Here is a 22134-nt window from a genome sequence, read left to right as displayed (position 1 = left end):
GAATGCTTTTTTATTGACCTCTATGATTCGATTCAGCCTGAGGCATATTAAATGAAAGAGGAAAAGAGTATGGCCCGTCGACCAAACGACCCGCAGCGTCGGGAGCGGATTTTGCAGGCGACGCTGGACACGATCGCGATACACGGCATTCATGCGGTTACGCACCGGAAAATCGCCACCTGCGCGGGCGTGCCGTTGGGCTCGCTGACCTACTATTTTAGCGGTATTGAGGCGCTGGTCGAAGAGGCGTTCAGCCTGTTTACCGGCCAGATGTCGGCGCAGTATCAGCAGTTTTTTGCCGATGTGCATAATCGCCGGGAGGCCTGTGACGCCATTGCCGAGCTGATTTTTAGCGCCCAGGTCACTACCGCGCGCAATATGGAGCTGATGTATCAGCTTTATGCTTTTTGCAGCAGCCAGCCGAATTTAAAAGCGGTCATGCAGAACTGGATGCTGCGCAGCCAGCAGACCCTTGAGCAGTGGTTTGAACCGGCAACGGCCCGCGGGCTGGACGCCTTTATCGAGGGGATGACGCTGCACTTCGTGACCGACAGAGCGCCGCTATCGAGAGAAGCGATTCGACTGATGGTAGACCGGCTGGCGGGAGAGTGAGCGGGGCACAGAAAACAAAAAAACCATTTATGTAAATGGGGTAGTAAAAACAAAGACTTGTAGGGTAATCAATAAGTTAGTTTGGTGGTGAGAAGTGACGATTACGGGGTATTGCCAACCGCTGTCGCCACTTTGTCGCCACTTGGCAAGTAAATCAACTAACTGCTCTGCCTCACCGCTAGGTATAGTCCGTCGTTACAAGTTCAGCAATACTTACTGATGCGCGTAGTATGGCTGTAAAGATTAAAAATGTCAGTATTGAAAATGAGAGGTAAGGATGCAAGTTTATATAATTTATTGATGCATCATCGATAGTGATATTTTTTATTTTATATCTTAGTAATAAATAAACCGCATATGTGAAGCTAACTGCAGTTGAGATATTCCATATTGCATTTGAAAAATCTTTGATAAGTTTTACATTTCCTGATTTTATTATCCTCACTGACATGTAAATTAGCGAATAAAAAACCAAGATAAAAATAATAAATATTAGAAGAGCAAATGCATCTCCCGTGAAATAAGATGCAAAAACACCTATGAGAAATAGAATGAATTGAAATCGTCTAATGTTTTTTTTGGATGAACCGAATTTTGATTTCATTCAATGATGCCCTTTCAAGGTCAGGTTAAATTAAAACTAGTATGTAAGTGGTTTTAAATGTCATTCTAATGCATAATAACTTATCATTTTTACATTAAGATTGAATTGGAATATATATCTACAATACGCATAAGTGTGTTACATATCAATATGTCCGCATAAAGACTTTCATAATGAACAAATATTTAATAAGGATGTTTTGTGGACAGAGTTGCCAACGGATTGAAGCGTAAAGCGGTATCAAGATGGTCAGGAGCCAGGTGAGCATAGCGCATGGTCATTTTTATGTCGTGATGGCCGAGGATTTTCTGGAGGGCAAGGATGTTTCCGCCGGACATCATAAAGTGTGCTGCAAACGTGTGGCGCAGAACGTGGGTAAGCTGCCCACGAGGAAGCACTATTGAGGTTTTGTCCATCACCGACATAAACTGGAAGTAGCAGTCAGTAAAGAACCTGAAACCGTCAAGAACAATTATTTCCTCGTACAGCTCTTTACTGATCGGGATGCTGCGGTTCTTTTTGCCTTTGGTTCTGACGAAGGTGATCCGGTATTTGGTGACCTGAGAACGGGTTAGGTTCACAGCTTCTCGCCAGCGAGCTCCGGTGCTCAGGCAGATTTTAACGACCAGAGCGAGCAGGGCGCTTTGGCGTTGGCAGTCGTATAGAAGCTCTGTGATCTGTTCATGCGTCAGCCAGGCCATTTCCTTTTCGGCAATGGTGAACTTGCGCATGTTTTCTAGCGGGTTCGGTGCTGTCCATTCGCCCAGCCGGGACAACTCACTAAATACTCCGCTCAGATAGCTCTGCTCCAGATTGATAGTTACCGGGCTGGCACCTTTTTTCCACTTTTCGCTAAAGTAGATTTCCCCCGTCAGGCATTTGTCACGGTAATGCGCGAACAATTTTGAGCTGAAATCAGTAGCGAGAGGGTTTCCGAGAGCATCTACCGGGGCGGGGTCAGTCCAACTATAGGGCAGGATCGTCTACCGGGGCGGGGTCAGTCCAGTCCTGTTGGCGAATATGGAGCCTGCGGCTCGTCAGCGCATGATGTGGGAGCTGGCGCAAGAGCTGCGGCGGAATCAGCAGCAGAACATCCGGCTGCAGCGTAATCCTGACGGTAGCGGCTACGAGCCGCGAAAGGTCACCGCCCGGACTAAAAAGGGGCGTATTAAGCGGCAGATGTTCTCGAAACTGCGCACCGCGAAATACCTGAAAACTGCAGCCAGCGCGGATTCTGCCAGTGTGCAGTTTGACGGGAAAGTGCAGCGGTGGCGCGGGTACATCATTACGGCTTACGTGATCGTGTAAGCCGTAAGGGGCCAGAGGTGCGTTATGCGGAGCGACGATTGTTGGGACTCACACAAAACGCTGTAGATAAGATAAAATCCTTTATGATAGATTATATAAAAACATAATGAGGATACTTTATATGAGTTTACATGATGAGTTAAGAGAAGCGAAAAAGGAAATTGTTAAGGACAGCTTTGATATGTCTATAGGTGAGTTGGCTCGCATTTATGAGCGATCAGAGATGATTATTAATCCTAACTATCAAAGGTTATTTAGATGGGATGAATCACAAAAAACTAGATTTATAGAGTCTCTATTGTTAGGCATTCCCATTCCACCCGTATTTGTATTTACGGACGAAGATGGTCGCTGGGAGGTTATAGATGGGTTGCAAAGATTGTCTACTATATTTGAATTTACCGGCATTCTAAAAAAAGATGATGGGGGAGTGTATCCACCATTTGTTCCTTCAGGAACCCGCTCACTTCCATCATTAGATGGTATGAAATGGATTTCAGATGGTGATGATGACATTAATGTTATTCCACTTTCAACACGTTTAGATTTTGAACGGTCACGCTTAAGAGTGGAGATACTTAAAAAAGAAAGTGATGAAAAAACAAAGTATGAACTTTTTGAAAGGTTGAATACAGGTGGTTCTAGCCTGACTGATCAAGAAGTGAGAAATTGCATTATGGTTATGCTAAATAAAGACTTGTTTGAAAAATTAGTTACAATCAGCAAGTACCCAAGTTTTGAAGCGGTTACATTGCAAACGGATAAATCAATTTCTGAGCAAAAGCCAATGGACCTGGTATTGCGATTTCTTGCATATCGGTATTCAACTTTCGATAAAAGCGTCGATATCAATGAATGGCTCAACTCAATATCTAGAGAAATTTCTGTTGATGATAGTTATGATGTTGATAGTGAAATTGAAGTGTTTAAAAAAACGTTCGATGTGTTGCACTCTAGCGTTGGTTTAAATTCATTTAAAAAATATGACGGTACAACTTTCTCAAGAAGTTTTTTGATTTCAGCGTATGAGGTTATTACAAAAGGTATTTCAACAAATATAGCCAAATATGAAAATGAAACCCCGCAATATATTGAGGATAAAATTAAGGCGATGTGGCTTGATACTGATTTTACAAATTATGCTCGTGCAGGGGTAAGTGCGCCGAGTAGATTGATTAAAACTTTACCCAAAGCAACTACATGGTTTAATTAGTATGGAAATAAGAACCAGTGACGGCCTTTTTAGGCAACTAACTAATGAGAAAGCATGGCGGACTCAGGAGATCATACATTTGAGAATGCAGGCTCAAGGTAAGTCTGGTTCTTTGAAAAATACAATTATAAGATCTGGTGTTGCTATATGTTATTCTCACTGGGAAGGTTTTATAAAAAATTCAACTGAATGTTTTTTGAATTTTTTACATTACCAAAAGTTAACGATGGATTCTTTGCAGCTTGTTTATATTACACATTCATTAAAGAAAGAGATTTACGGATTTTCTGAAACAAAGGATGTGGAAACATGTGTAAGGTTTTTATCTGCGATGCTTGAGAAAACTACTGCAGTTGCTTCCATAAAACATGAAAATTACGTTGATACCCAATCTAATTTAAGTTCGGCAGTGTTTGATAATATAGCGAGGTCAATAGGGATTGATACCAGTGGTTATAAAACATACTATCCGTATATTGATGAGTCTATTGTTAATGCTCGGAACGGTATTGCTCATGGTGAGAGATTGATGATCGATGAAGTTCAGTTTGAGCAGTTGACAACCACTGTTACGACTTTAATGAATATGTATAAAAATGACATTGAAAATATAGTAGCAATGAGAAACTATTTAAAGGTTTGATCCCCGCATATCTTTGTTTCAAGCGTCCTACAAAGCGATCTCCTATCGCGTTCATGAGAATTATTAGATCATAAATTCATGAACGCACAACTCACCGAAATCATGCGCCTTATCACCAATCTGATCCGCACCGGCACTGTGACCGAAGTGGACCGGGAGAACTGGCTATGCCGGGTGAAGGTGGGCGAACTCGAAACCAATTGGATTAACTGGCTGACGCTACGCGCCGGTGGTGCCCGCACATGGTGGTGTCCGTCGCCGGATGAGCAGGTGGTGGTCCTGAGTATGGGCGGCAACCTAGAAACCGCTTTTGCGCTATCAACATCACCCGAAAGGCAGGAGACGGACACCGGTTCACCCTGGCAGATCGCGGAGCGTACACTGGCGTGATTGCCAGCTGGCTGCATACCCGCGAGCCAAAGAAGAAAGAGACTACGCAGGTGAAACGACGCAGGAAGAAAACCGCTGCGCCCAAAGAGCCGGAAGCAAAGCAGGGCGACTATCTGGTGGGAACCGATGAAAACGTGCTGGTACTCAACCGGACTTATGCCAACCGAAGCAATGCGGAGCGTGCCGCAAAGGCTCAGTGGGAGCGCCTGCAGCGCGGGGTCGCGTCATTCTCCCTGCAACTCGCAGAAGGCCGGGCAGATCTCTACACCGAAATGCCGGTGAAGGTGAGTGGCTTCAAACAGCCCATTGATGATGCGGAGTGGACCATCACCACCCTGACGTATAGCATCAGCCCGGATAATGGGTTTACGACCAGTCTGGATCTCGAAGTGAAAATAGATGAGTTCGACATTGAATGATTAGTTCCAAATTGAGAACAATAATGTATCATTATTGCGAACTGGTTAAGAGTGAGGGCTGAACGAAATGATGAATTGTCCAATGTGCGGCCAGGCCGCTCATACACGCAGTAGCTTTCAGGTTTCCAGCGAAACCAAAGAACGATACAACCAGTGCACCAATATTGAGTGTGGGCATACGTTCGTGACGCATGAGACTTTTGTGCGATCCGTATGCCGACCGCAAAAAATTAGCGCCGCACCGCCTCATCCGAAAGGAATGCAGGAACAATTAGCTTACTGATACTGACCCGCCGCTGGCGGGTTTTTTAATGCATGTTGTCGCCATAGCAAAAGCGCTGTCGCCACTTTGTCGCCATGCATGGAAAAGTGGTTGTGTAAGTGATTGATTTAATGGGTATAAAATTTTAGGCAACAAAAAACCCATCAACCTTGAACCTAAGTGGCGGGGTTGATGGGCTCCACAAAATGGGGACATCAAAGAAAAGCAGTGGCACTACTTATGACTGACGCCAGCTAAAAAAGTTCTGCGTATACGCGTTTTTTTTCTCAAAAGTTTACTGTAGCCCCGGCCAGATGATAACAATCAGCGTACCTGCCAGGGTTAACAACACGTTAGCGATGGCGTAGGTCCCCGCGTATCCCAGCGCCGGAATATTGCTGCGCGCGGTATCGCTGATGATTTCCATCGCCGGCGCGCAGGTGCGGGCGCCCATCATGGCGCCGAAGAGCATCGCGCGGTTCATGCGCAGGACGTACGCGCCGAACAGGAAGCAGATAACCACCGGCACCAGGCTGACGATGAGGCCCGCCGCCAGCATCTGACCGCCGACGGCGCCGAGGCCGTTATTAATGCCGGCGCCGGCGCTGAGCCCCACGCCGGCCATAAATACCATCAGGCCGAACTCTTTCACCATATTCAGCGCCCCCTGCGGGATATAGCCGAACGTCGGATGGTTGGCGCGCAGGAAGCCGAGCATGATGCCGGCAAACAGCAGACCGGCGGCGTTACCGATGCCGAAGCTGAACGAGCTGAACTGGAAGGTGATCATGCCGATCATCAGGCCAACAATAAAGAAGGCGCAGAAGGCGAGCAGGTCGGTCACCTGGCTGTGGATGGAGATAAAGCCAATACGATCCGCGACGGTTTTGACGCGACGCGCATCGCCGCTAACCTGCAGCACATCGCCCTTGTTGAGCACAACGTTGTCGTCGATCGGCATTTCGATCTGGCTGCGGATAACGCGGTTTAAGAAGCAGCCGTGATCGGTAAGCTTCAGCTGCGCCAGGCGGCGGCCGACGGCGTTGTGGTTTTTGACCACGATCTCTTCGGTGACGATACGCATATCGAGCAGATCGCGGTCGAAGACCTCTTTGCCGTTACGGAAGCTTGGGTCGAGGCGGGCATGGGCATCCGGGTAACCCACCAGGGCGATATCATCGCCCATCTGCAGCACCGCATCGCCGTCCGGGTTCGCGAGAATGCCGTTGCGGCGGATGCGCTCAATGTAGCAGCCGGTCTGGCGGTAAATGCCCAGCTCGCGCAGGTTTTTACCATCAGCCCACGCCACCAGCTCCGGGCCGACGCGGTAGGCGCGGATCACCGGCAGGTACACCTTACGCCGGGAATCGGTGTCGAGGCCGCGCTCGCGGGCGATCTGCTGGGCGCTGGTCTGTAAATCCTGATGCTGCAGCTTCGGCATATAGCGGGCGCCGACGATCAGGCTGACCAGGCCAACCAGATAGGTCAGGGCATAGCCGAGGCTCAGATGATCGAGCGAAAGGGCTAACTGGTCGCTGGGCAGGCCGAAGTGGCGTAGCGTATCTCCGGCGCCCACCAGCACGGGGGTGGAGGTCATAGCGCCGGCGAGCATCCCGGCCGTCAGGCCGATATCCCAGCCGAATAGCTTACCCAGCCCCATGGCGATCAGCATCGCGCTGCCGACCATCACCAGAGCGAGCATCAGGTAATTTTTCCCATCGCGAAAAAAAATAGAAAAAAAGTTGGGTCCCGCCTCCACGCCGACGCAGAAAATAAACAGCATAAAGCCGAGATTGAGGGCGTCAGTGTTAATACTGAAATGCTGCTGCCCTAATAATAGGGAAACGACTAAAACGCCAATGGAATTACCAAGTTGTACCGACCCGAGACGCAGTTTCCCGAGGCAGAGTCCTAATGCTAGTACAACGAACAATAACAGGATGTAATTCCCGTTTAACAAATCTGCGACGTTTATATTCACGAAAGCCAACTTCTCATTTACTAGTAAGTTGTTGAAGGAAATGGTTATTTGGTCTAAGGTTGGTCCAGTGTTCGCGTTGTCCCGAACGCTATTCTGGCATCCCGTTATAACCAGCAAAATATAGTCGACAGTTTAATCCTTCCTGGAGGCTGCGGCTAGTAACAATCGTTTTTACATTGACGGGATCTTTTATTGGCATGGATTGCCAGAATCTTTATCTGACTGGGCGAAGTGGAAGTTGGTTAGAGGCAAAATCAGGAGGATGTCGTGAAATCTGAGCGTACCTGGGCCGGTATTATCTGTGGGTTCTTTCTATTTATTGTGGTTTGTTTGTCACTACTGTTACATATGAAAGGCGCCTTTCGGGCTACCGGTAACCCTGAGCTCGGGCTGCTATTCTTTTTGCTACCCGGTGCGGCGGCAAGCTGCCTCTCTCCCGGACAGCGGGTTATTCGCCCGCTTATCGGCGCGATGCTGGCTGCGCCTGTGTGTCTGGTGGTCATGCGGCTTTTCTTTGTGACCCAGCGTTCTTTCTGGCAGGAACTGGCGTGGTTGTTTAGCGCGGTGTTCTGGTGCGCGCTGGGCGCGCTGTGCTTTTTGTTTATTTGCGCCTGGCTTGATACCAGACGCAAGCCCTCGTCAGAGGAGTGAGCCGTCTCAGGCGAACAGGCCGAGATTCTCTTTCGCCCAGGCTTCAAAGTCAGTGCAGCCGCCAATGTGCTTCTGATCGACAAAAATCTGCGGCACGGTTTCTACCGGTTTACCCACGGTTTTTTCCAGATCGGCTTTGCTGATGCCTTCTGCGTGAATATCAATGTAGCGATAGTTAAAATCATCGCGCTCATTGCTCAGCTTTTCCGCCAGCTCTTTGGCGCGAACGCAATAGGGGCAGCCTGGACGACCAAAAATTACCGTAAACATAGTCTCTCTCCTTAAACCTCAGCCGGATGGCGAATGGCGAATGGCGGGTATCATGCCGCGTTATGTCGGCGAGGGAAAGAAGGTTCTGCCTTTTGCTTTGATGGCTTAAGGCTATGTTTGTTAAATATTCTGCTGATGAAACCGCTATACTGGCCTGATACGCGACCGGTTTTTGCCCGGGAGCGTGCATGATTTGGACCGGAGGAGCGTTATGCGATCGCCCGCTGCATTACCCACAAGTATTCTGGTAGTCGAGATTATCGGCATGGTGCTGTTGACCCTGGCCTGGCTCTCGCTCAACCAGTACGTCAGCCTGCCCGCGCCGTTTTCCAGCCCGACGGCGGCGCTGCTGATGATCTTCGCGGGGATCCTGCTGATGCTCCCGGCCGCCGTGGCGTTAATGTGGCGCGTGGCGCAAGTCATTGCCCCGCAGTTGACGCACACGAAAACCCCACCTTCCTCACTGCCTGACAGAGAAAAACGAGATGACGCCGACCATTGAGCTGCTGCGCAGCCACCGTTCTATTCGCCATTTTACCGACGCGCCGATAAGCGACGAACAGCGCGCCGCGATTATTGCCAGCGCGCAGGGCGCTTCAAGCTCCAGTTTTTTACAATGTTCCTCAATTATTCGCGTTACCGACCCGGAAATACGTCAACAGCTGGTCCCGCTGAGCGGCGGTCAGCAGCACGTGGCGCAGGCCGCGGAGTTTTGGGTATTCTGCGCTGATTTTAACCGCAATCTGCAAATCTGCCCGGACGCTCAGCTGGGCCTCGCCGAACAGCTGCTGCTGGGCTGCGTCGATACCGCTCTTCTGGCGCAGAATGCGCTGGTGGCGGCGGAATCCCTTGGCCTGGGCGGCGTCTATATCGGCGGCCTGCGCAACAATATCGATGCGGTGACCGAGCTGCTGAAGCTCCCGCAGCACGTGCTGCCGCTGTTTGGCCTGTGCCTTGGCTGGCCTGACGATAACCCGGAAGTGAAACCGCGCATGCCGTCGGCGATGTTGGTGCATGAAAATCACTATCAGCCGCTGGATGAGACGGTCCTTGCGGAATATGACGAGCAGTTGGCGCAGTATTATCTCTCACGCGGCAGCAACACGCGTCGCGATACCTGGAGCGACCATATCCGCCGGACTATCGTCAAAGAGAGTCGTCCATTTATTCTGGAATATCTGCATAAGCAGGGATGGGCTACGCGCTGATTGCGTGTAAACTGCCCCTGGTCTGACGTAAGGAAATTCCGCAGGTCAGCGCTCATTGACTACCAAAGGCCCGCCGGAGCGGGTCTTTTCGCAGAGGTGCAGGGTGAAAATTGCCATATTATCCCGGGATGGAACGCTTTATTCATGTCGACGCCTGCGCGAAGCCGCGCAAAAACGCGGTCATCAGGTGGAAATCCTCGATCCGCTTTCCTGCTATATGAACGTCAGTCCGGTGGCCTCATCGATTCACTACAAAGGCCGCCAGCTCCCGCATTTTGACGCCGTCATTCCGCGCATCGGCACGGCGATTACCTACTACGGCACCGCGGCGCTGCGTCAGTTTGAGCTGCTGGGCAGCTATCCGCTCAATGAGTCCGTCGCCATCACCCGCGCCCGCGACAAGCTGCGTTCGCTCCAGCTGCTGGCGCGTCAGGGAATCGACCTGCCGCTCACCGGCATTGCCCATTCGCCAGACGATACCAGCGACCTGATCGCGATGGTTGGCGGCGCGCCGCTGGTGGTAAAGCTGGTGGAGGGCACTCAGGGCATCGGCGTCGTGCTGGCCGAAACGCGGCAGGCGGCAGAGAGCGTCATTGACGCTTTTCGCGGTCTGAATGCGCATATTCTGGTGCAGGAGTATATCGCCGAGGCGAAAGGCCGGGACGTGCGCTGCCTGGTCGTGGGCAATGAGGTCGTGGCGGCGATTGAGCGGCGGGCGAAGGAGGGGGATTTTCGCTCTAACCTGCATCGCGGCGGCGTAGCGTCGGTGGCGTTTATCAGCGAGCAGGAGCGTGAAATGGCCATTAAGGCCGCGCAGACGCTCGGGCTGGACGTCGCTGGCGTTGATATTCTGCGCGCCACGCGCGGTCCTCTGGTGATGGAGGTTAATGCTTCTCCGGGGCTTGAAGGGATTGAAACCACCACCGGCGTCGATATCGCCGGCAAAATGATCGCCTGGATCGAACGACAAGCCACGCCCGGATTTTGTCTGAAAATGGGCGGATAGTTCCCTTTCACGACACCGTCATGGAATACGCCGCTTTTTTTGCGTAAGCTATGGCGTCGCATTTTTCACAGTAAGAGGTCACAGGTCATATGGATTCACTGGTCGTTCCGGGTCTTGATACATTACGTCAATGGCTCGACGAATTGGGCATCAGCTTTTTTGAGTGTGATTCCTGCCAGGCACTGCACCTGCCGCATATGCAAAATTTCGAAGGCATTTTTGATGCCAAACTTGACCTGGTGGATAACGTGGTGCTTTTCTCCGCGCTGGCTGAGGTCAAACCCTCCGCGCTGTTGCCGCTTTCCGCCGATCTTTCTGCGATTAACGCCAGTTCGTTGACGGTCAAAGCTTTCCTCGATATTCAGGACGATAATCTGCCGAAACTGGTGGTGTGTCAGGCATTGACCGTCGGCGTCGGCGTGACCCTCGACCAGTTCGCGTGGTTTTTCCGCCAGAGCGAAGAACAGATTTCTATGGTTATCCTTGAGGCCAGCGCCAATCAGGTGCTGTATAAGTCCGAGGAAGAAGAGCCGGCGGCTGAGAATATTCAGTACCATTTTCTTCACTAAGCCTGTCGAAAAATAGCGCAGCCACTGCCATGGCGGCTGCGTATTACGTGCTTTTATTCTGCTATTAACCTTCCTGTAAAGAATTTTTCACCGCCATTCTGCCGCTTTCGGCTTATCACATAGACCCTTATTGCATAAAAAATTGATAAAAGCCGTTTTTTTACCTGGGCTATAGCCTCTTATTCTGGCTACAGTTATTCTGACGCTGCTTCCAGTTGCGGGCAACCATTCCGGGAGAGGTCCTCTCTCCTTTTCTTAGGCAATGAAAAAATATGCATGATTATTGCATGCGAACAAGTGCGTATATTCAGCCCGCTTGTTAACGGGCATTGAGAAGGAATAAGAGATATGACCGCCTTTGGTAAAAAATGGTTAACAGGTCTGGTTACGGGTGCGCTGATGGCCGTCTCTGCCGGTTCGCTCGCAGCCGAACAAAAAACCCTGCATGTTTATAACTGGTCTGATTATATTGCGCCGGATACGGTGGCGAATTTTGAAAAAGAGACCGGCATTAAAGTGGTGTATGACGTCTTTGACTCCAACGAAGTGCTGGAGGGTAAGCTCATGGCGGGCAGCACCGGTTTTGACCTGGTGGTGCCGTCGGCGAGTTTCCTTGAGCGCCAGCTGGCGGCAGGGGTTTTCCAGCCGCTGGATAAGAGCAAACTTCCCAACTGGAAAAATCTCGATCCGGAAGTGCTGAAGCTGGTGGCGAAGCACGACCCGGACAATAAATACGCGATCCCGTACCTGTGGGCGACCACCGGTATTGGCTATAACATCGATAAAGTGAAAGCCGTACTGGGTAAAGACGCGCCGCTGGACAGCTGGGATCTGGTGATGAAGCCGGAGAACCTTGAGAAACTGAAAAGCTGCGGCGTCTCCTTCCTTGATGCCCCGGAAGAGATTTTCGCCACCGTGCTGAACTACCTCGGCAAAGATCCTAACAGCAGTAAAGCCGACGATTACACCGGCCCGGCGACCGACCTGCTGCTGAAGCTGCGGCCGAATATTCGTTATTTCCACTCCTCGCAGTACATCAATGACCTGGCGAATGGCGATATCTGCGTCGCTATCGGCTGGGCGGGCGACGTATGGCAGGCGGCGAACCGGGCGAAAGAAGCGAAGAACGGCGTTAATGTCTCCTACTTTATTCCGAAAGAGGGGGCGCTGGCGTTCTTTGACGTCTTCGCGATGCCTGCAGATGCGAAAAACAAAGATGAGGCTTATCAGTTCCTCAACTACCTGATGCGCCCGGATGTTATCGCCCACATCAGCGATCATGTCTATTACGCTAACGGCAATAAAGCCTCTCTCCCGCTGGTCAGCGAAGAGATCCGCAATAACCCGGCCATTTATCCGCCGGCTGACGTCTTCGCCAAGCTGTTCACGCTGAAAGTACAGGATCCGAAAATCGACCGCGTGCGTACTCGCGCCTGGACGAAGGTGAAAAGCGGTAAGTAATTCTCCGTGAGTTGTAGGCCGGCGATGCCTCGCGCTGCCGGCAACAGGCGCACCGCGATGGTGCGCCTGCACCATGATTTGATTTCTGCCGGAGAACACCCCGTGAATGATGTGATTCCTCGCCCGCAGGCGAAAACCCCCAAAGCGCTGACCCCGCTGCTGGAAATCCGTAATTTAACCAAGTCGTTCGACGGTCAGCACGCCGTCGACGACGTCAACCTCACTATTTATAAAGGCGAAATTTTCGCACTGCTGGGCGCTTCCGGCTGCGGCAAGTCAACCCTGCTGCGTATGCTGGCGGGTTTTGAACAGCCCACCGCCGGACAGATTGTCCTGGATGGCGTCGATCTGGCGCGGGTGCCGCCGTATCAGCGGCCGATTAATATGATGTTCCAGTCCTACGCGCTATTTCCCCATATGACGGTGGAGCAGAATATCGCCTTTGGCCTCAAGCAGGACAAATTGCCCAAGGCCGAAATCACCAGCCGGGTGCAGGAGATGCTGGCGCTGGTGCATATGCAGGAGTTTTCAAAGCGTAAACCGCATCAGCTCTCCGGCGGCCAGCGTCAGCGCGTGGCCCTGGCCCGCAGTCTGGCGAAAAGACCGAAACTGCTGCTGCTTGATGAGCCGATGGGGGCGCTGGATAAAAAGCTGCGCGATCGGATGCAGCTCGAAGTCGTCGATATTCTTGAGCGCGTCGGCGTCACCTGCGTGATGGTGACCCACGATCAGGAAGAGGCGATGACCATGGCGGGGCGTATCGCCATTATGAACCGCGGCAAGTTCGTGCAAATCGGCGAGCCGGAGGAAATTTACGAACACCCGACCACCCGCTACAGCGCGGAGTTTATCGGCTCGGTCAATGTCTTTGAAGGGCTGGTGAAAGAGCGTCAGGAAGATGGCCTGGTGCTGGACTCTCCGGGCCTGACCCATCCGCTGAAGGTCGATCCCGATGCCTCCGTCGTCGATAACGTCCCGGTGTGGGTGGCCCTGCGCCCGGAAAAAATCATGCTCTGCGAGGACCCGCCCGCGGATGGCTATAACTTCGCGGTGGGCGAGGTTATCTATATAGCCTATCTCGGCGACCTGTCTATCTACCATGTGCGCCTGAAAAGCGGGCAGATGCTGAGCGCTCAGCTGCAGAACGAACATCGTTACCGTAAGGGGGCGCCAACCTGGGGTGATGAGGTGCGTTTGTGCTGGGATGCCGATAGCTGCGTCGTGTTGACGGTGTAAGGAGAGGGCGATGAGTACATTAGAACCCCCGTCAGGCGTAAAAAAACCGGGCGGTTTTGCGCTATGGCTGGCGCGACTGCAGATGGCCCACGGGCGCAAGTTGGTTATTGCGCTGCCCTACGTGTGGCTGATCCTGCTGTTCCTGCTGCCGTTCCTGATTGTTTTTAAAATCAGCCTGGCGGAGATGGCGCGGGCGATCCCGCCGTACACCGACCTGCTGGAGTGGGCCGACGGTCAGCTCACGTTAACGCTGAATCTCGGGAATTTCCTGCAGCTCACCGACGATCCGCTCTATTTTGAAGCCTATCTGCAGTCGCTTCAGGTGGCGGCGATCTCGACGTTCTGCTGCCTGCTGTTGGGGTATCCGCTGGCGTGGGCGGTAGCGCACAGTAAGCCATCGACGCGAAATATCCTGCTGCTGCTGGTGATCCTGCCGTCATGGACCTCGTTTCTGATCCGCGTCTACGCCTGGATGGGGCTGCTGAAAAGCAACGGCGTGCTCAATAACTTCCTGCTGTGGCTGGGGATCATCGACCAGCCGCTGGAGATCCTGCACACCAACCTGGCGGTCTATATCGGTATTGTTTACGCCTATCTGCCGTTTATGGTGCTGCCGATCTATAACGCCCTCACGCGTATTGATTACTCGCTGGTGGAGGCGTCGCTGGATCTGGGCGCCCGACCGCTGAAGACTTTCTTCCAGGTGATCGTTCCGCTCACCAAAGGCGGGATTATTGCCGGGTCGATGCTGGTGTTTATTCCGGCGGTCGGGGAGTTCGTTATCCCGGAACTGCTGGGCGGCCCGGACAGCATTATGATTGGCCGCGTGCTGTGGCAGGAGTTCTTCAATAACCGCGACTGGCCGGTCGCGTCGGCGGTGGCGATCGTGATGCTGTTGCTGCTGATCGTGCCGATCATGTGGTTCCACAAGCATCAGCAAAAACAGGTGGGGGAACACGGATGAATAATTTGCCGGTAGTCCGTTCGCCGTGGCGAATTTTAATTCTGCTGCTCGGCTTTACCTTCTTGTATGCGCCGATGCTGATGCTGGTGATTTACTCGTTCAACAGCTCAAAGCTGGTGACGGTATGGGCCGGGTGGTCGACGCGCTGGTATCGCGAGCTGTTTCATGACGATGCGATGATGAGCGCGGTAGGCTTAAGTCTGACCATTGCCGCCTGCGCCGCGACGGCGGCGGTGATCCTCGGTACCATTGCCGCGGTGGTAATGGTGCGTTTTGGCCGCTTCCGCGGTTCAAACGGCTTTGCTTTTATGATCACCGCGCCGCTGGTGATGCCCGATGTGATTACCGGCCTGTCGCTGCTGCTGCTGTTTGTGGCGCTGGGGCATTCCATTGGCTGGCCGTCGGATCGCGGCATGCTGACCATCTGGCTGGCGCACGTCACCTTCTGTACCGCGTACGTCGCGGTGGTTATTTCATCGCGCCTGCGTGAGCTTGACCACTCCATTGAAGAGGCGGCGATGGATCTGGGGGCCGCGCCGCTGAAGGTCTTTTTCGTCATTACGCTGCCGATGATTATGCCGGCGGTGGTCTCCGGTTGGCTGCTGGCCTTTACGCTGTCGCTCGACGACCTTGTCATAGCCAGCTTTGTTTCCGGACCGGGGGCGACAACGCTACCGATGCTGGTCTTCTCCAGCGTGCGCATGGGGGTCAACCCGGAGATTAACGCCCTGGCGACGTTAATCCTCGGCGTGGTTGGAATTGTTGGTTTTATCGCCTGGTATTTGATGGCCCGCGCGGAAAAGCAGCGGGTACGCGATATCCAGCGTGCAAGAACCGGCTGAACCACCTAAAATCTGCAATAGAGTTAACATCGGCGCCGCACTTGAGGCGCCGTTTTCATGGAAGACTTTACGTTGGGATTGTTTACTAATACGCGTTCTTCTCATGCACGTCTTAACGTTCCTGCGCTGGTGCAGGTGGCGGCCTTCGCCATTATTTTAATCCGCGGTCTGGATTTGCTGATGATCCTCAACCAGCTTGGCGTTCAGGGAATGGTGGATTTTGTCCATCGCAGCGTGCAGACGTGGGCGCTCACCCTGGTGTTCCTCTCAAGCCTGGTGCTGGTGTTTATTGAAATCTGGTGCGCTTTTTCGCTGGTAAAAGGGCGCAACTGGGCGCGTTGGCTATTCTTGTTGACGCAGATTATCGTGATTGGCTACCTGTGGGCCGCGTCATTGGGCTACGGTTACCCCGAGCTGTTTAGCATTGCCGGGGAATCGAAGCGCGAAATCTTTTGCTCCCTGGTGCTGCAAAAACTACCGGATCTGCTGGTGCTGGCGATGCTGTTTGTGCCGGCCCCGTGCCGACGCTTTTTCCGTTTACAGTAACGGTGATACAATCCCCGCCCCTGTTTTTATGAAGGTCTTGTTATGCATTGCGCACTTTATGACGCGGGTCGCTGCCGCTCCTGCCAGTGGCTGGAACTGCCGATATCCCAACAGCTCGCCGATAAAATGGCCGATCTGCGCGCGCTTTTGGCCGATGCGCCCGTCGCTGAGTGGTGCGCACCGGCTTGCGGCCCGGAGAGTGGGTTTCGCAACAAAGCCAAAATGGTGGTCAGCGGTAGCGTTGAGCGCCCGCTGCTCGGGATGCTGCACCGTGATGGCGCTCCGGAAGACCTGACCGATTGCCCGCTTTATCCGCAAAGCTTCGCGCCGGTTTTCGCTGCGCTTAAGCCGTTTATCGCCCGCGCCGGGCTCACGCCCTATCATGTCGCCCGCAGGCGCGGAGAGCTGAAGTACATTCTGCTGACCGAAAGCCGGCTCGACGGCGGTATGATGCTGCGCTTTGTCCTGCGCTCGGAGACCAGGCTTACCCAGCTGCGCGCCGCGCTGCCGGCGCTGCAGGCGTTGCTGCCGCAGTTGAAAGTCATTACCGCCAATATTCAGCCGGTGCATATGGCTATCATGGAGGGGCCGCAGGAAATTTTCCTTACCGACCAGCAGGCGCTGGCGGAAAATTTCAACGGCGTACCGCTGTGGATCCGCCCGCAGAGCTTCTTTCAGACTAACCCGACGGTCGCCAGCCGGCTGTATGCCACCGCTCGCGACTGGGTGCGCCAGCTGCCGGTCAACCATATGTGGGATCTGTTCTGCGGCGTCGGCGGCTTTGGTCTGCACTGCGCTTCGCCTGAGATGCGCCTGACCGGGATTGAAATCGCCCCGGAAGCCATCGCCTGCGCGAAGCAGTCGGCGGCAGAGCTCGGCCTGCATAACCTGCATTTCCAGGCGCTTGATTCCACGCAGTTTGCCACCGGCGAAGGCGAGATCCCGGATCTGGTGCTGGTGAATCCGCCGCGTCGCGGCATCGGCGACGAGCTATGCGCGTATTTAAGCCGTATGGCGCCGGAGTTTATTATCTATTCCAGCTGCAACGCCCGAACGATGGCGAAAGATATCGCTCGCCTGAGCGGTTATCGTATTGAGCGCGTCCAGCTGTTCGATATGTTCCCCCACACCGCCCATTATGAGGTGTTGACCCTGCTGGTTCGCGAAGTATAAACAAAATGTGAACTCTTCAGGCGGTGAAGATCGGGTAAGCTTGGCTAATCAGAACGTAAGAATAGCGGAGTGCTGCCGGTGGCAAAAAAAATCCTGTTGGTTGAAGATGATGAAGATATCGCCGCGCTGCTGCGCCTGAATCTGCTGGATGAGGGTTATCAGATTGTCCACGTGGCGGACGGGGTGCAGGCCCTGAGTTTGCTGGAAAAAGAGCTTTGGGATGCGGTGATCCTCGACCTGATGCTGCCGGGCGTCGACGGTCTGGAAATTTGTCGCCGCATTCGTCAGCAAACCCGCTATCTGCCGGTGATTATTATCAGCGCCCGCGCCAGCGAAACCCAACGGGTGCAGGGGCTGGAGATGGGAGCGGATGATTACCTGGCCAAACCGTTTTCGATTCTCGAACTGACCGCCCGGGTTAAGGCGGTGTTCCGTCGTCAGGAGGCGATGGGGCAAAATCTGCTGATGGATGCCGGGCGTATTGCCAGCCATGGTTTAAGCATTGACCCCTTATCGCGCGACGTTAAGCTGCGCGGCGAGACGGTGGATCTGACGCCGCGCGAGTTCGACCTGCTCTACTACTTTGCCCGCCATCCGGGGGAGGTCTTTTCCCGCCTTGAGCTGCTCGATCGGGTGTGGGGCTATCAGCACGACGGCTATGAGCATACGGTCAATACTCATATCAACCGCCTGCGCACCAAAATTGAGCGCGACCCGGCGGAGCCGGACATCATTCTGACCGTCTGGGGAAAAGGCTATAAGTTTGCCGTGGAGCGCAAAGAGGCGCAGCCATGATCCGCCGTCTCAGCCTCAGCCAGCGCCTGGCGCTGGTGTTTACCTCACTGCTGCTGCTCTGCGCCATAGCCGTTTGCCTGATCCAGCTGTACAGCAGCGCGCAGTACGGTAATGTGATGGTCCAGCGTCTCTCCGCCGGGCTGGCGCAGCAGATCGCCGCCCGCGAGCCGCTGCTGGACGCTCAGGGGCAGGTTGACCGCCAGATGCTGAAACCGCTTTTTGACCGGCTGATGACCTTTAATCCCAGCGTGGAGCTGTATCTGCTTTCGCCCGACGGCGAGCTGCTGGCCGACGCCGCGCCGCCGGGGCATATTAAGCGCCAGCGCATCGATCTGGCGCCGGTGCAAACGTTCCTGTCCGGCGACGCCTGGCCGGTGTACGGCGACGATCCGCGCAGCCTTGATAAGCAAAAGGTGTTTAGCGTGGCGCCGCTGCGCCAGGACGGCCAGCTGCGCGGCTATCTCTACATTATCCTGCAAGGCGAAACCTTTAATGAGCTGGCGGCGAGCGCCTGGCAGAAAACCTTGTGGAGCCTGCTGCTGTGGACTCTGCTGCTGGTGGCCGGTCTCGGCGGGCTGGCGGGCTGGCTGGCCTGGTTCTGGGTAACGCGCCCGGTGCGTCAGCTCACCGCGCTGGTGGCAACCGACAGCCAGGACAGTATTCATGCGATCAAGGCGCTGGCGGCGCAAACCCCGGAGGCAAACCCCGGAAATGAAGTGGCCGTGCTGCACAATCGCTTTATTGAGCTGGCTCGCCAGATTGCCAGCCAGTGGGACCGTCTGGCCGATAGCGATCGTCAGCGGCGGGAATTTGTCGCCAACATCTCCCACGATTTACGCACGCCGCTTACCTCTTTGCTGGGATATCTGGAAACGTTAAGCCTGAAGGCCGATCGCCTGACGATGGAGGAGAACAAGCAGTATCTGAATATCGCCCTGCGCCAGGGCAACAAAGTCCGCCATCTGTCTCAGCAGCTGTTTGAGCTGGCTCGCCTGGAGCACGGCGGGATTAAGCCGCAGCCGGAAACATTTGTGTTGGCCGAGCTGGTACAGGATGTGGCGCAAAAATTCGACCTGCCAATCGCGACGCGCAATATCGGTCTACGGCTGGAGCTGGCCACTGGGTTACCGCCGATAACCGCGGATCTCTCGATGATTGAGCGGGTGCTGACTAATCTGCTCGATAACGCCATTCGTCATACCCCGGAAGGCGGGCTTATCCGTCTGGCGGCGCGTCGCTCGGGACCGGAGTTTATCGTCGAGGTGGCCGACAGCGGGCCGGGCATTGGCAGCGAGCTGCGGGCAACGCTGTTCGAGCGGCCTTCGGTGCTGGCGCCTGGCGCGCAAAGCGCATCACGAGGGGGACTGGGGTTGATGATTGTGCGACGGATGCTGCAGCTGCACGGCGGCGATATTCGCCTGCTTGACGCGCCGGCAGGGGCCTGTTTCCAGTTTACCCTGCCGGTGTAAGGTTGCGGATTAGCCGATCGGGCTACCGGTTTACCGCCGTCTGCTAATCGGTCGCCCGGGTAAGGCGTTTACGCCGCAACCCGGGGACTGCGCCGGGATTGAGGCTTTGTTGCGGCTGTTTCCCGGGCCGCGCTGCGCTTGCCCGGGCTACGGGGCCACGGCTGTCTGCGGGCCGGTAGCCCGGACAGGCGCGTCAAGCGCCGCCTCCGGGAAATGCTTACTCCGGGAACCACTGCTTGCTGATTTTTTCGTAGGTGCCGTCGGCTTTAATCGCCTTCAGGGCCGCGTTCAGTTTTTCCAGCAGCGCTTTGTTATCCGGGCGTACCGCAATGCCGAGGCCGGTGCCGAAGTACTGCGCGTCGGTCACTTTCGGCGTCGCCGCGCCCAGCTGCGGGTTGGTTTTCAGCCACTCGTTGACCACGGCGGTATCGCCAAACACCCCGTCAATACGGCCATTTTTCAGGTCGATAAACGCATTCTGGTAGCTATCGTAAGCCACGGTTTTCACCTCAGGATGTTTATCCTGCAGGTATTTCTGGTGCGTGGTGCCGTTTTCCATCCCGATGCGTTTGCCTTTCAGATCGTCAAAAGAGTGGAAGGCATCTTTCTTCGAGATAACCAGCGCGGAGTTAGCGTAGTACGGGTCGGTGAACGCCACCTGCTTGCTGCGCTCGGGGGTAATATCCATGCCGGAAATGACCGCATCATATTTCTTGAATTTGAGCGCCGGGATCAGGCTGTCGAAAGCATGGTTGGTAAAAGTACACTCGGCCTGCATCTGTTTGCACAGCGCGTTCGCCAGGTCGATGTCGAAACCGGCGATTTGGTTATTGGCGTCCATGGATTCAAACGGTGGGTAAGTTGCAGAAACGCCAAAGCTTATTTTTTCTGCGGCAGCGGAACCAAAGGCGAAAGAGCTAAGCAGTGCGGCCAGAACTAACTTTTTCATTGTGGAACTCCCGTCGGTCAATCTTATGATGTTGTGCCGTGTTTGCGGCTGGGTCTAACAATGCCACCAAATGAATTTATATTCAATAAAGATGGATGGTTATTTTTATTTGGTTAAAAAAAGACGGATAATTCAGTGAAGTTATCCGTCTTGGTCTGGCTAGTTATGCGATTTTAATTCCGTCGCTCAAACGCCAGCGCTTTATGTTCAATCAGGCGCATCAGCAGCGTCAGCAGGCCGTTGACCACCAGGTAGACAATACCGGCGGCGCCGAACACCATCACGTCATAGGTGCGGCCATAGAGCAGCTGGCTGTGACCCATCACTTCCATCAGGGTAATGGTGTAGGCCAGGGACGTACTCTTGAACACCAGCACCACTTCGTTGGAGTAGGAGGAGAGGGCGCGTTTAAAGGCGTACGGCAGCAGGATCGCCAGGGTATCTTTCTTGCTCATCCCCAGCGCGCCGCAGGATTGCCACTGGCCGTCCGGGATGGCGCGAATGGCGCCATGAAACAGCTGCGTGGTATAGGCGGCGCTATTAAGAGAAAGGGCGATCAGCGCGCAGAGCCAGGGCTCGGAAATCAGATGCCAGAGTACCGGATACTCCTGCAGCGACGGGAACTGTCCCGGGCCGTAGTAAATCAGGAAGATCTGCACCAGCAGCGGCGTGCCGGTAAACAGCGTGATATAGCCGCGTACGATCCACACCAGCACCGGCGTTTTTAGCGTCAGGATAATGGTAAAGATCAGCGACAGAATCAGCGCCACGACGATAGAGGCCGCCGTCAGCGTCAGGCTGGTATGCAGCCCTTTTAGCAGTTCAGGTAAGTAATCAAGCATCAGCCCGGTCTCCGTTCGAAGCGCGTCGCACGCTGGTCAATACGTTTCAGGATGTACTGACTCAACAGGGTGATGACCAGATAGATTGCCGCCGCGATGATGTACCAGTTAAACGGCTCCTGGGTACGAGTGGCGATGCTTTTGGTTTGCAGCATCAGGTCGTTGACGCTGATCAGGCTCACCAGCGCGGTATCCTTCAGCAGCACCAGCCACTGGTTACCGAGACCCGGCAGCGCGTGACGCCACATTTGCGGCATCACTAAGCGAAAGAAAATAGCGGCTTTCGATAGTCCCAGCGCCTGGCCGGATTCCCATTGCCCTTGCGGAACGGCCTTTAGCGCTCCGCGCAGGGTCTGCGATGCGTAAGCGGCATACAGCAGAGAAAGCGCGATAGCTCCGCAGAGGAACGGGCTGACGTCGAAGTTTTCAATCTGCATCTGTACCGGGATCTGCACAAAGCCGAGATTGATCGTAAAGCCGTCAGAGAGGGTCAGCAGCAGCTGTGAGGAACCAAAATAGATAAACAGAACCACCAGAATTTCCGGTAGTCCGCGTAAAAGGGTGACAATGCCGGTTGCGAGCCAGGCGATCGGACGCAGCTTCACCGACTCGAGGACGGCAAACAGCATCGCCAGCACCAGGCCGATGATCAGGGCGCAAACGGCAAGGCCGACGGTCATCCCGGCGGCGCTTGCTAATGGAAAAAATTCGTTCATTCAGC

The 22134-nt window shown here is 54.0% G+C and carries 22 protein-coding genes and 4 pseudogenes; 20 read left to right on the top strand and 6 right to left on the bottom strand.

Annotated elements, in window-relative coordinates:
* Positions 1 to 69: 69 nt before the first annotated feature.
* Positions 70 to 612 (top strand): TetR/AcrR family transcriptional regulator, encoded by a 543-nt coding sequence (locus tag ACE3MN_RS17920; RefSeq protein WP_004130826.1) that lies wholly within the window; start codon positions 70 to 72, stop codon positions 610 to 612.
* A gap of 789 nt (positions 613 to 1401) precedes the next feature.
* Here the strand turns inward: ACE3MN_RS17920 and ACE3MN_RS17915 are convergent.
* Positions 1402 to 2163, bottom strand: a pseudogene (locus tag ACE3MN_RS17915) (tyrosine-type recombinase/integrase); the annotation flags it as partial.
* Positions 2164 to 2236: 73 nt separating this feature from the next.
* Here ACE3MN_RS17915 and ACE3MN_RS17910 point away from each other — a divergent pair.
* From ACE3MN_RS17910 to ACE3MN_RS17885, 6 genes and pseudogenes are all read left to right on the top strand, one after another.
* Positions 2237 to 2631 (top strand): annotated as a pseudogene (locus tag ACE3MN_RS17910) (phage virion morphogenesis protein).
* Positions 2632 to 2645: 14 nt separating this feature from the next.
* Positions 2646 to 3737 carry a DUF262 domain-containing protein gene (locus ACE3MN_RS17905; protein WP_180971300.1) on the top strand — a complete coding sequence of 364 codons (1092 nt, stop codon included), beginning with the start codon at positions 2646 to 2648 and terminating at the stop codon, positions 3735 to 3737.
* A 1-nt stretch (position 3738) separates the two neighbouring features.
* Entirely contained in the window at positions 3739 to 4380 is a 642-nt protein-coding gene (locus tag ACE3MN_RS17900) for an MAE_28990/MAE_18760 family HEPN-like nuclease (RefSeq protein ID WP_102650061.1), read from the top strand.
* A 78-nt stretch (positions 4381 to 4458) separates the two neighbouring features.
* Positions 4459 to 4698, top strand: a pseudogene (locus tag ACE3MN_RS17895) (phage baseplate assembly protein V); the annotation flags it as partial.
* Positions 4698 to 5189 (top strand): annotated as a pseudogene (locus ACE3MN_RS17890) (contractile injection system protein, VgrG/Pvc8 family); the annotation flags it as partial. The pseudogenes ACE3MN_RS17895 and ACE3MN_RS17890, both read left to right, overlap by 1 nt.
* 67 nt (positions 5190 to 5256) lie before the next feature.
* Positions 5257 to 5472 (top strand): ogr/Delta-like zinc finger family protein, encoded by a 216-nt coding sequence (locus ACE3MN_RS17885; protein WP_012016760.1) that lies wholly within the window; start codon positions 5257 to 5259, stop codon positions 5470 to 5472.
* A gap of 274 nt (positions 5473 to 5746) precedes the next feature.
* Here ACE3MN_RS17885 and ACE3MN_RS17880 read toward each other — a convergent pair whose 3' ends face one another.
* Positions 5747 to 7432 (bottom strand): aspartate:alanine antiporter, encoded by a 1686-nt coding sequence (locus ACE3MN_RS17880; RefSeq protein WP_004134610.1) that lies wholly within the window; start codon positions 7430 to 7432, stop codon positions 5747 to 5749.
* 267 nt (positions 7433 to 7699) lie between these two features.
* Between ACE3MN_RS17880 and ybjM the strand changes: the two genes are divergently transcribed.
* The gene (gene ybjM, locus ACE3MN_RS17875; protein WP_004134606.1) at positions 7700 to 8083 is read left to right on the top strand and encodes an inner membrane protein YbjM; all 384 of its coding nucleotides are present in this window, start codon (positions 7700 to 7702) and stop codon (positions 8081 to 8083) included.
* A 6-nt stretch (positions 8084 to 8089) separates the two neighbouring features.
* On the opposite strand, the gene ACE3MN_RS17870 is transcribed toward ybjM, so the two are convergent.
* Positions 8090 to 8353, bottom strand: a complete 264-nt coding sequence (locus ACE3MN_RS17870; protein ID WP_004100567.1) for a GrxA family glutaredoxin — start codon at positions 8351 to 8353, stop codon at positions 8090 to 8092.
* A 211-nt stretch (positions 8354 to 8564) separates the two neighbouring features.
* On the opposite strand from ACE3MN_RS17870, the gene ACE3MN_RS17865 reads away from it, so the two are divergent.
* From ACE3MN_RS17865 to ACE3MN_RS17810, 12 genes are all read left to right on the top strand, one after another.
* Entirely contained in the window at positions 8565 to 8855 is a 291-nt protein-coding gene (locus ACE3MN_RS17865) for a YbjC family protein (RefSeq protein WP_004134601.1), read from the top strand.
* A complete protein-coding gene (nfsA, locus tag ACE3MN_RS17860) occupies positions 8839 to 9561 on the top strand; it encodes a nitroreductase NfsA (protein ID WP_004134599.1) in 723 nt (240 codons plus the stop codon). The genes ACE3MN_RS17865 and nfsA overlap by 17 nt, the downstream gene beginning before the upstream one ends.
* A 103-nt stretch (positions 9562 to 9664) precedes the next feature.
* Positions 9665 to 10567 carry a 30S ribosomal protein S6--L-glutamate ligase gene (gene rimK / locus ACE3MN_RS17855; RefSeq protein ID WP_004134597.1) on the top strand — a complete coding sequence of 301 codons (903 nt, stop codon included), beginning with the start codon at positions 9665 to 9667 and terminating at the stop codon, positions 10565 to 10567.
* 89 nt (positions 10568 to 10656) lie between these two features.
* Entirely contained in the window at positions 10657 to 11136 is a 480-nt protein-coding gene (locus ACE3MN_RS17850; protein WP_004130838.1) for a YbjN domain-containing protein, read from the top strand.
* 348 nt (positions 11137 to 11484) lie between these two features.
* On the top strand, positions 11485 to 12597 hold the full coding sequence (potF, locus tag ACE3MN_RS17845) for a spermidine/putrescine ABC transporter substrate-binding protein PotF (protein WP_004134594.1): 1113 nt from the start codon (positions 11485 to 11487) through the stop codon (positions 12595 to 12597).
* A gap of 102 nt (positions 12598 to 12699) precedes the next feature.
* Positions 12700 to 13833 (top strand): putrescine ABC transporter ATP-binding subunit PotG, encoded by a 1134-nt coding sequence (gene potG / locus ACE3MN_RS17840; RefSeq protein ID WP_102650076.1) that lies wholly within the window; start codon positions 12700 to 12702, stop codon positions 13831 to 13833.
* A gap of 10 nt (positions 13834 to 13843) precedes the next feature.
* Positions 13844 to 14797 (top strand): putrescine ABC transporter permease PotH, encoded by a 954-nt coding sequence (gene potH / locus ACE3MN_RS17835; RefSeq protein WP_102650060.1) that lies wholly within the window; start codon positions 13844 to 13846, stop codon positions 14795 to 14797.
* On the top strand, positions 14794 to 15639 hold the full coding sequence (potI, locus tag ACE3MN_RS17830; RefSeq protein WP_024360104.1) for a putrescine ABC transporter permease PotI: 846 nt from the start codon (positions 14794 to 14796) through the stop codon (positions 15637 to 15639). The genes potH and potI overlap by 4 nt, the downstream gene beginning before the upstream one ends.
* A gap of 57 nt (positions 15640 to 15696) precedes the next feature.
* Complete coding sequence (locus tag ACE3MN_RS17825; RefSeq protein WP_102650059.1) at positions 15697 to 16185, top strand: YbjO family protein; 489 nt, start codon at positions 15697 to 15699, stop codon at positions 16183 to 16185.
* A 42-nt stretch (positions 16186 to 16227) separates the two neighbouring features.
* On the top strand, positions 16228 to 17358 hold the full coding sequence (gene rlmC, locus ACE3MN_RS17820) for a 23S rRNA (uracil(747)-C(5))-methyltransferase RlmC (RefSeq protein ID WP_004134585.1): 1131 nt from the start codon (positions 16228 to 16230) through the stop codon (positions 17356 to 17358).
* Between the two features lie 78 nt (positions 17359 to 17436).
* A complete protein-coding gene (locus ACE3MN_RS17815) occupies positions 17437 to 18153 on the top strand; it encodes a response regulator transcription factor (RefSeq protein WP_049087323.1) in 717 nt (238 codons plus the stop codon).
* Positions 18150 to 19622: an ATP-binding protein gene (locus ACE3MN_RS17810; protein WP_102650058.1), complete on the top strand. Its 1473-nt coding sequence runs from the start codon at positions 18150 to 18152 to the stop codon at positions 19620 to 19622. Before ACE3MN_RS17815 ends, ACE3MN_RS17810 begins: the two co-directional genes overlap by 4 nt.
* A 217-nt stretch (positions 19623 to 19839) precedes the next feature.
* Here the strand turns inward: ACE3MN_RS17810 and artJ are convergent, their stop codons facing one another.
* From artJ to artQ, 3 genes are all read right to left on the bottom strand, one after another.
* Entirely contained in the window at positions 19840 to 20571 is a 732-nt protein-coding gene (artJ, locus tag ACE3MN_RS17805; protein WP_102650057.1) for an arginine ABC transporter substrate-binding protein ArtJ, read from the bottom strand.
* A 173-nt stretch (positions 20572 to 20744) separates the two neighbouring features.
* On the bottom strand, positions 20745 to 21413 hold the full coding sequence (gene artM / locus ACE3MN_RS17800; RefSeq protein WP_004130864.1) for an arginine ABC transporter permease ArtM: 669 nt from the start codon (positions 21411 to 21413) through the stop codon (positions 20745 to 20747).
* Positions 21413 to 22129, bottom strand: a complete 717-nt coding sequence (gene artQ / locus ACE3MN_RS17795) for an arginine ABC transporter permease ArtQ (RefSeq protein ID WP_049090041.1) — start codon at positions 22127 to 22129, stop codon at positions 21413 to 21415. Before artQ ends, artM begins: the two co-directional genes overlap by 1 nt.
* Between the last annotated feature and the right edge of the window lie 5 nt (positions 22130 to 22134).

Origin of the sequence: Klebsiella grimontii (genome assembly GCF_042137965.1) — a bacterium.
GTDB classification, from domain to species: domain Bacteria; phylum Pseudomonadota; class Gammaproteobacteria; order Enterobacterales; family Enterobacteriaceae; genus Klebsiella; species Klebsiella grimontii.
The sequence above is the reverse complement of the archived record's forward strand: the minus strand, read 5'-3'. Positions and strand labels throughout refer to the sequence as shown.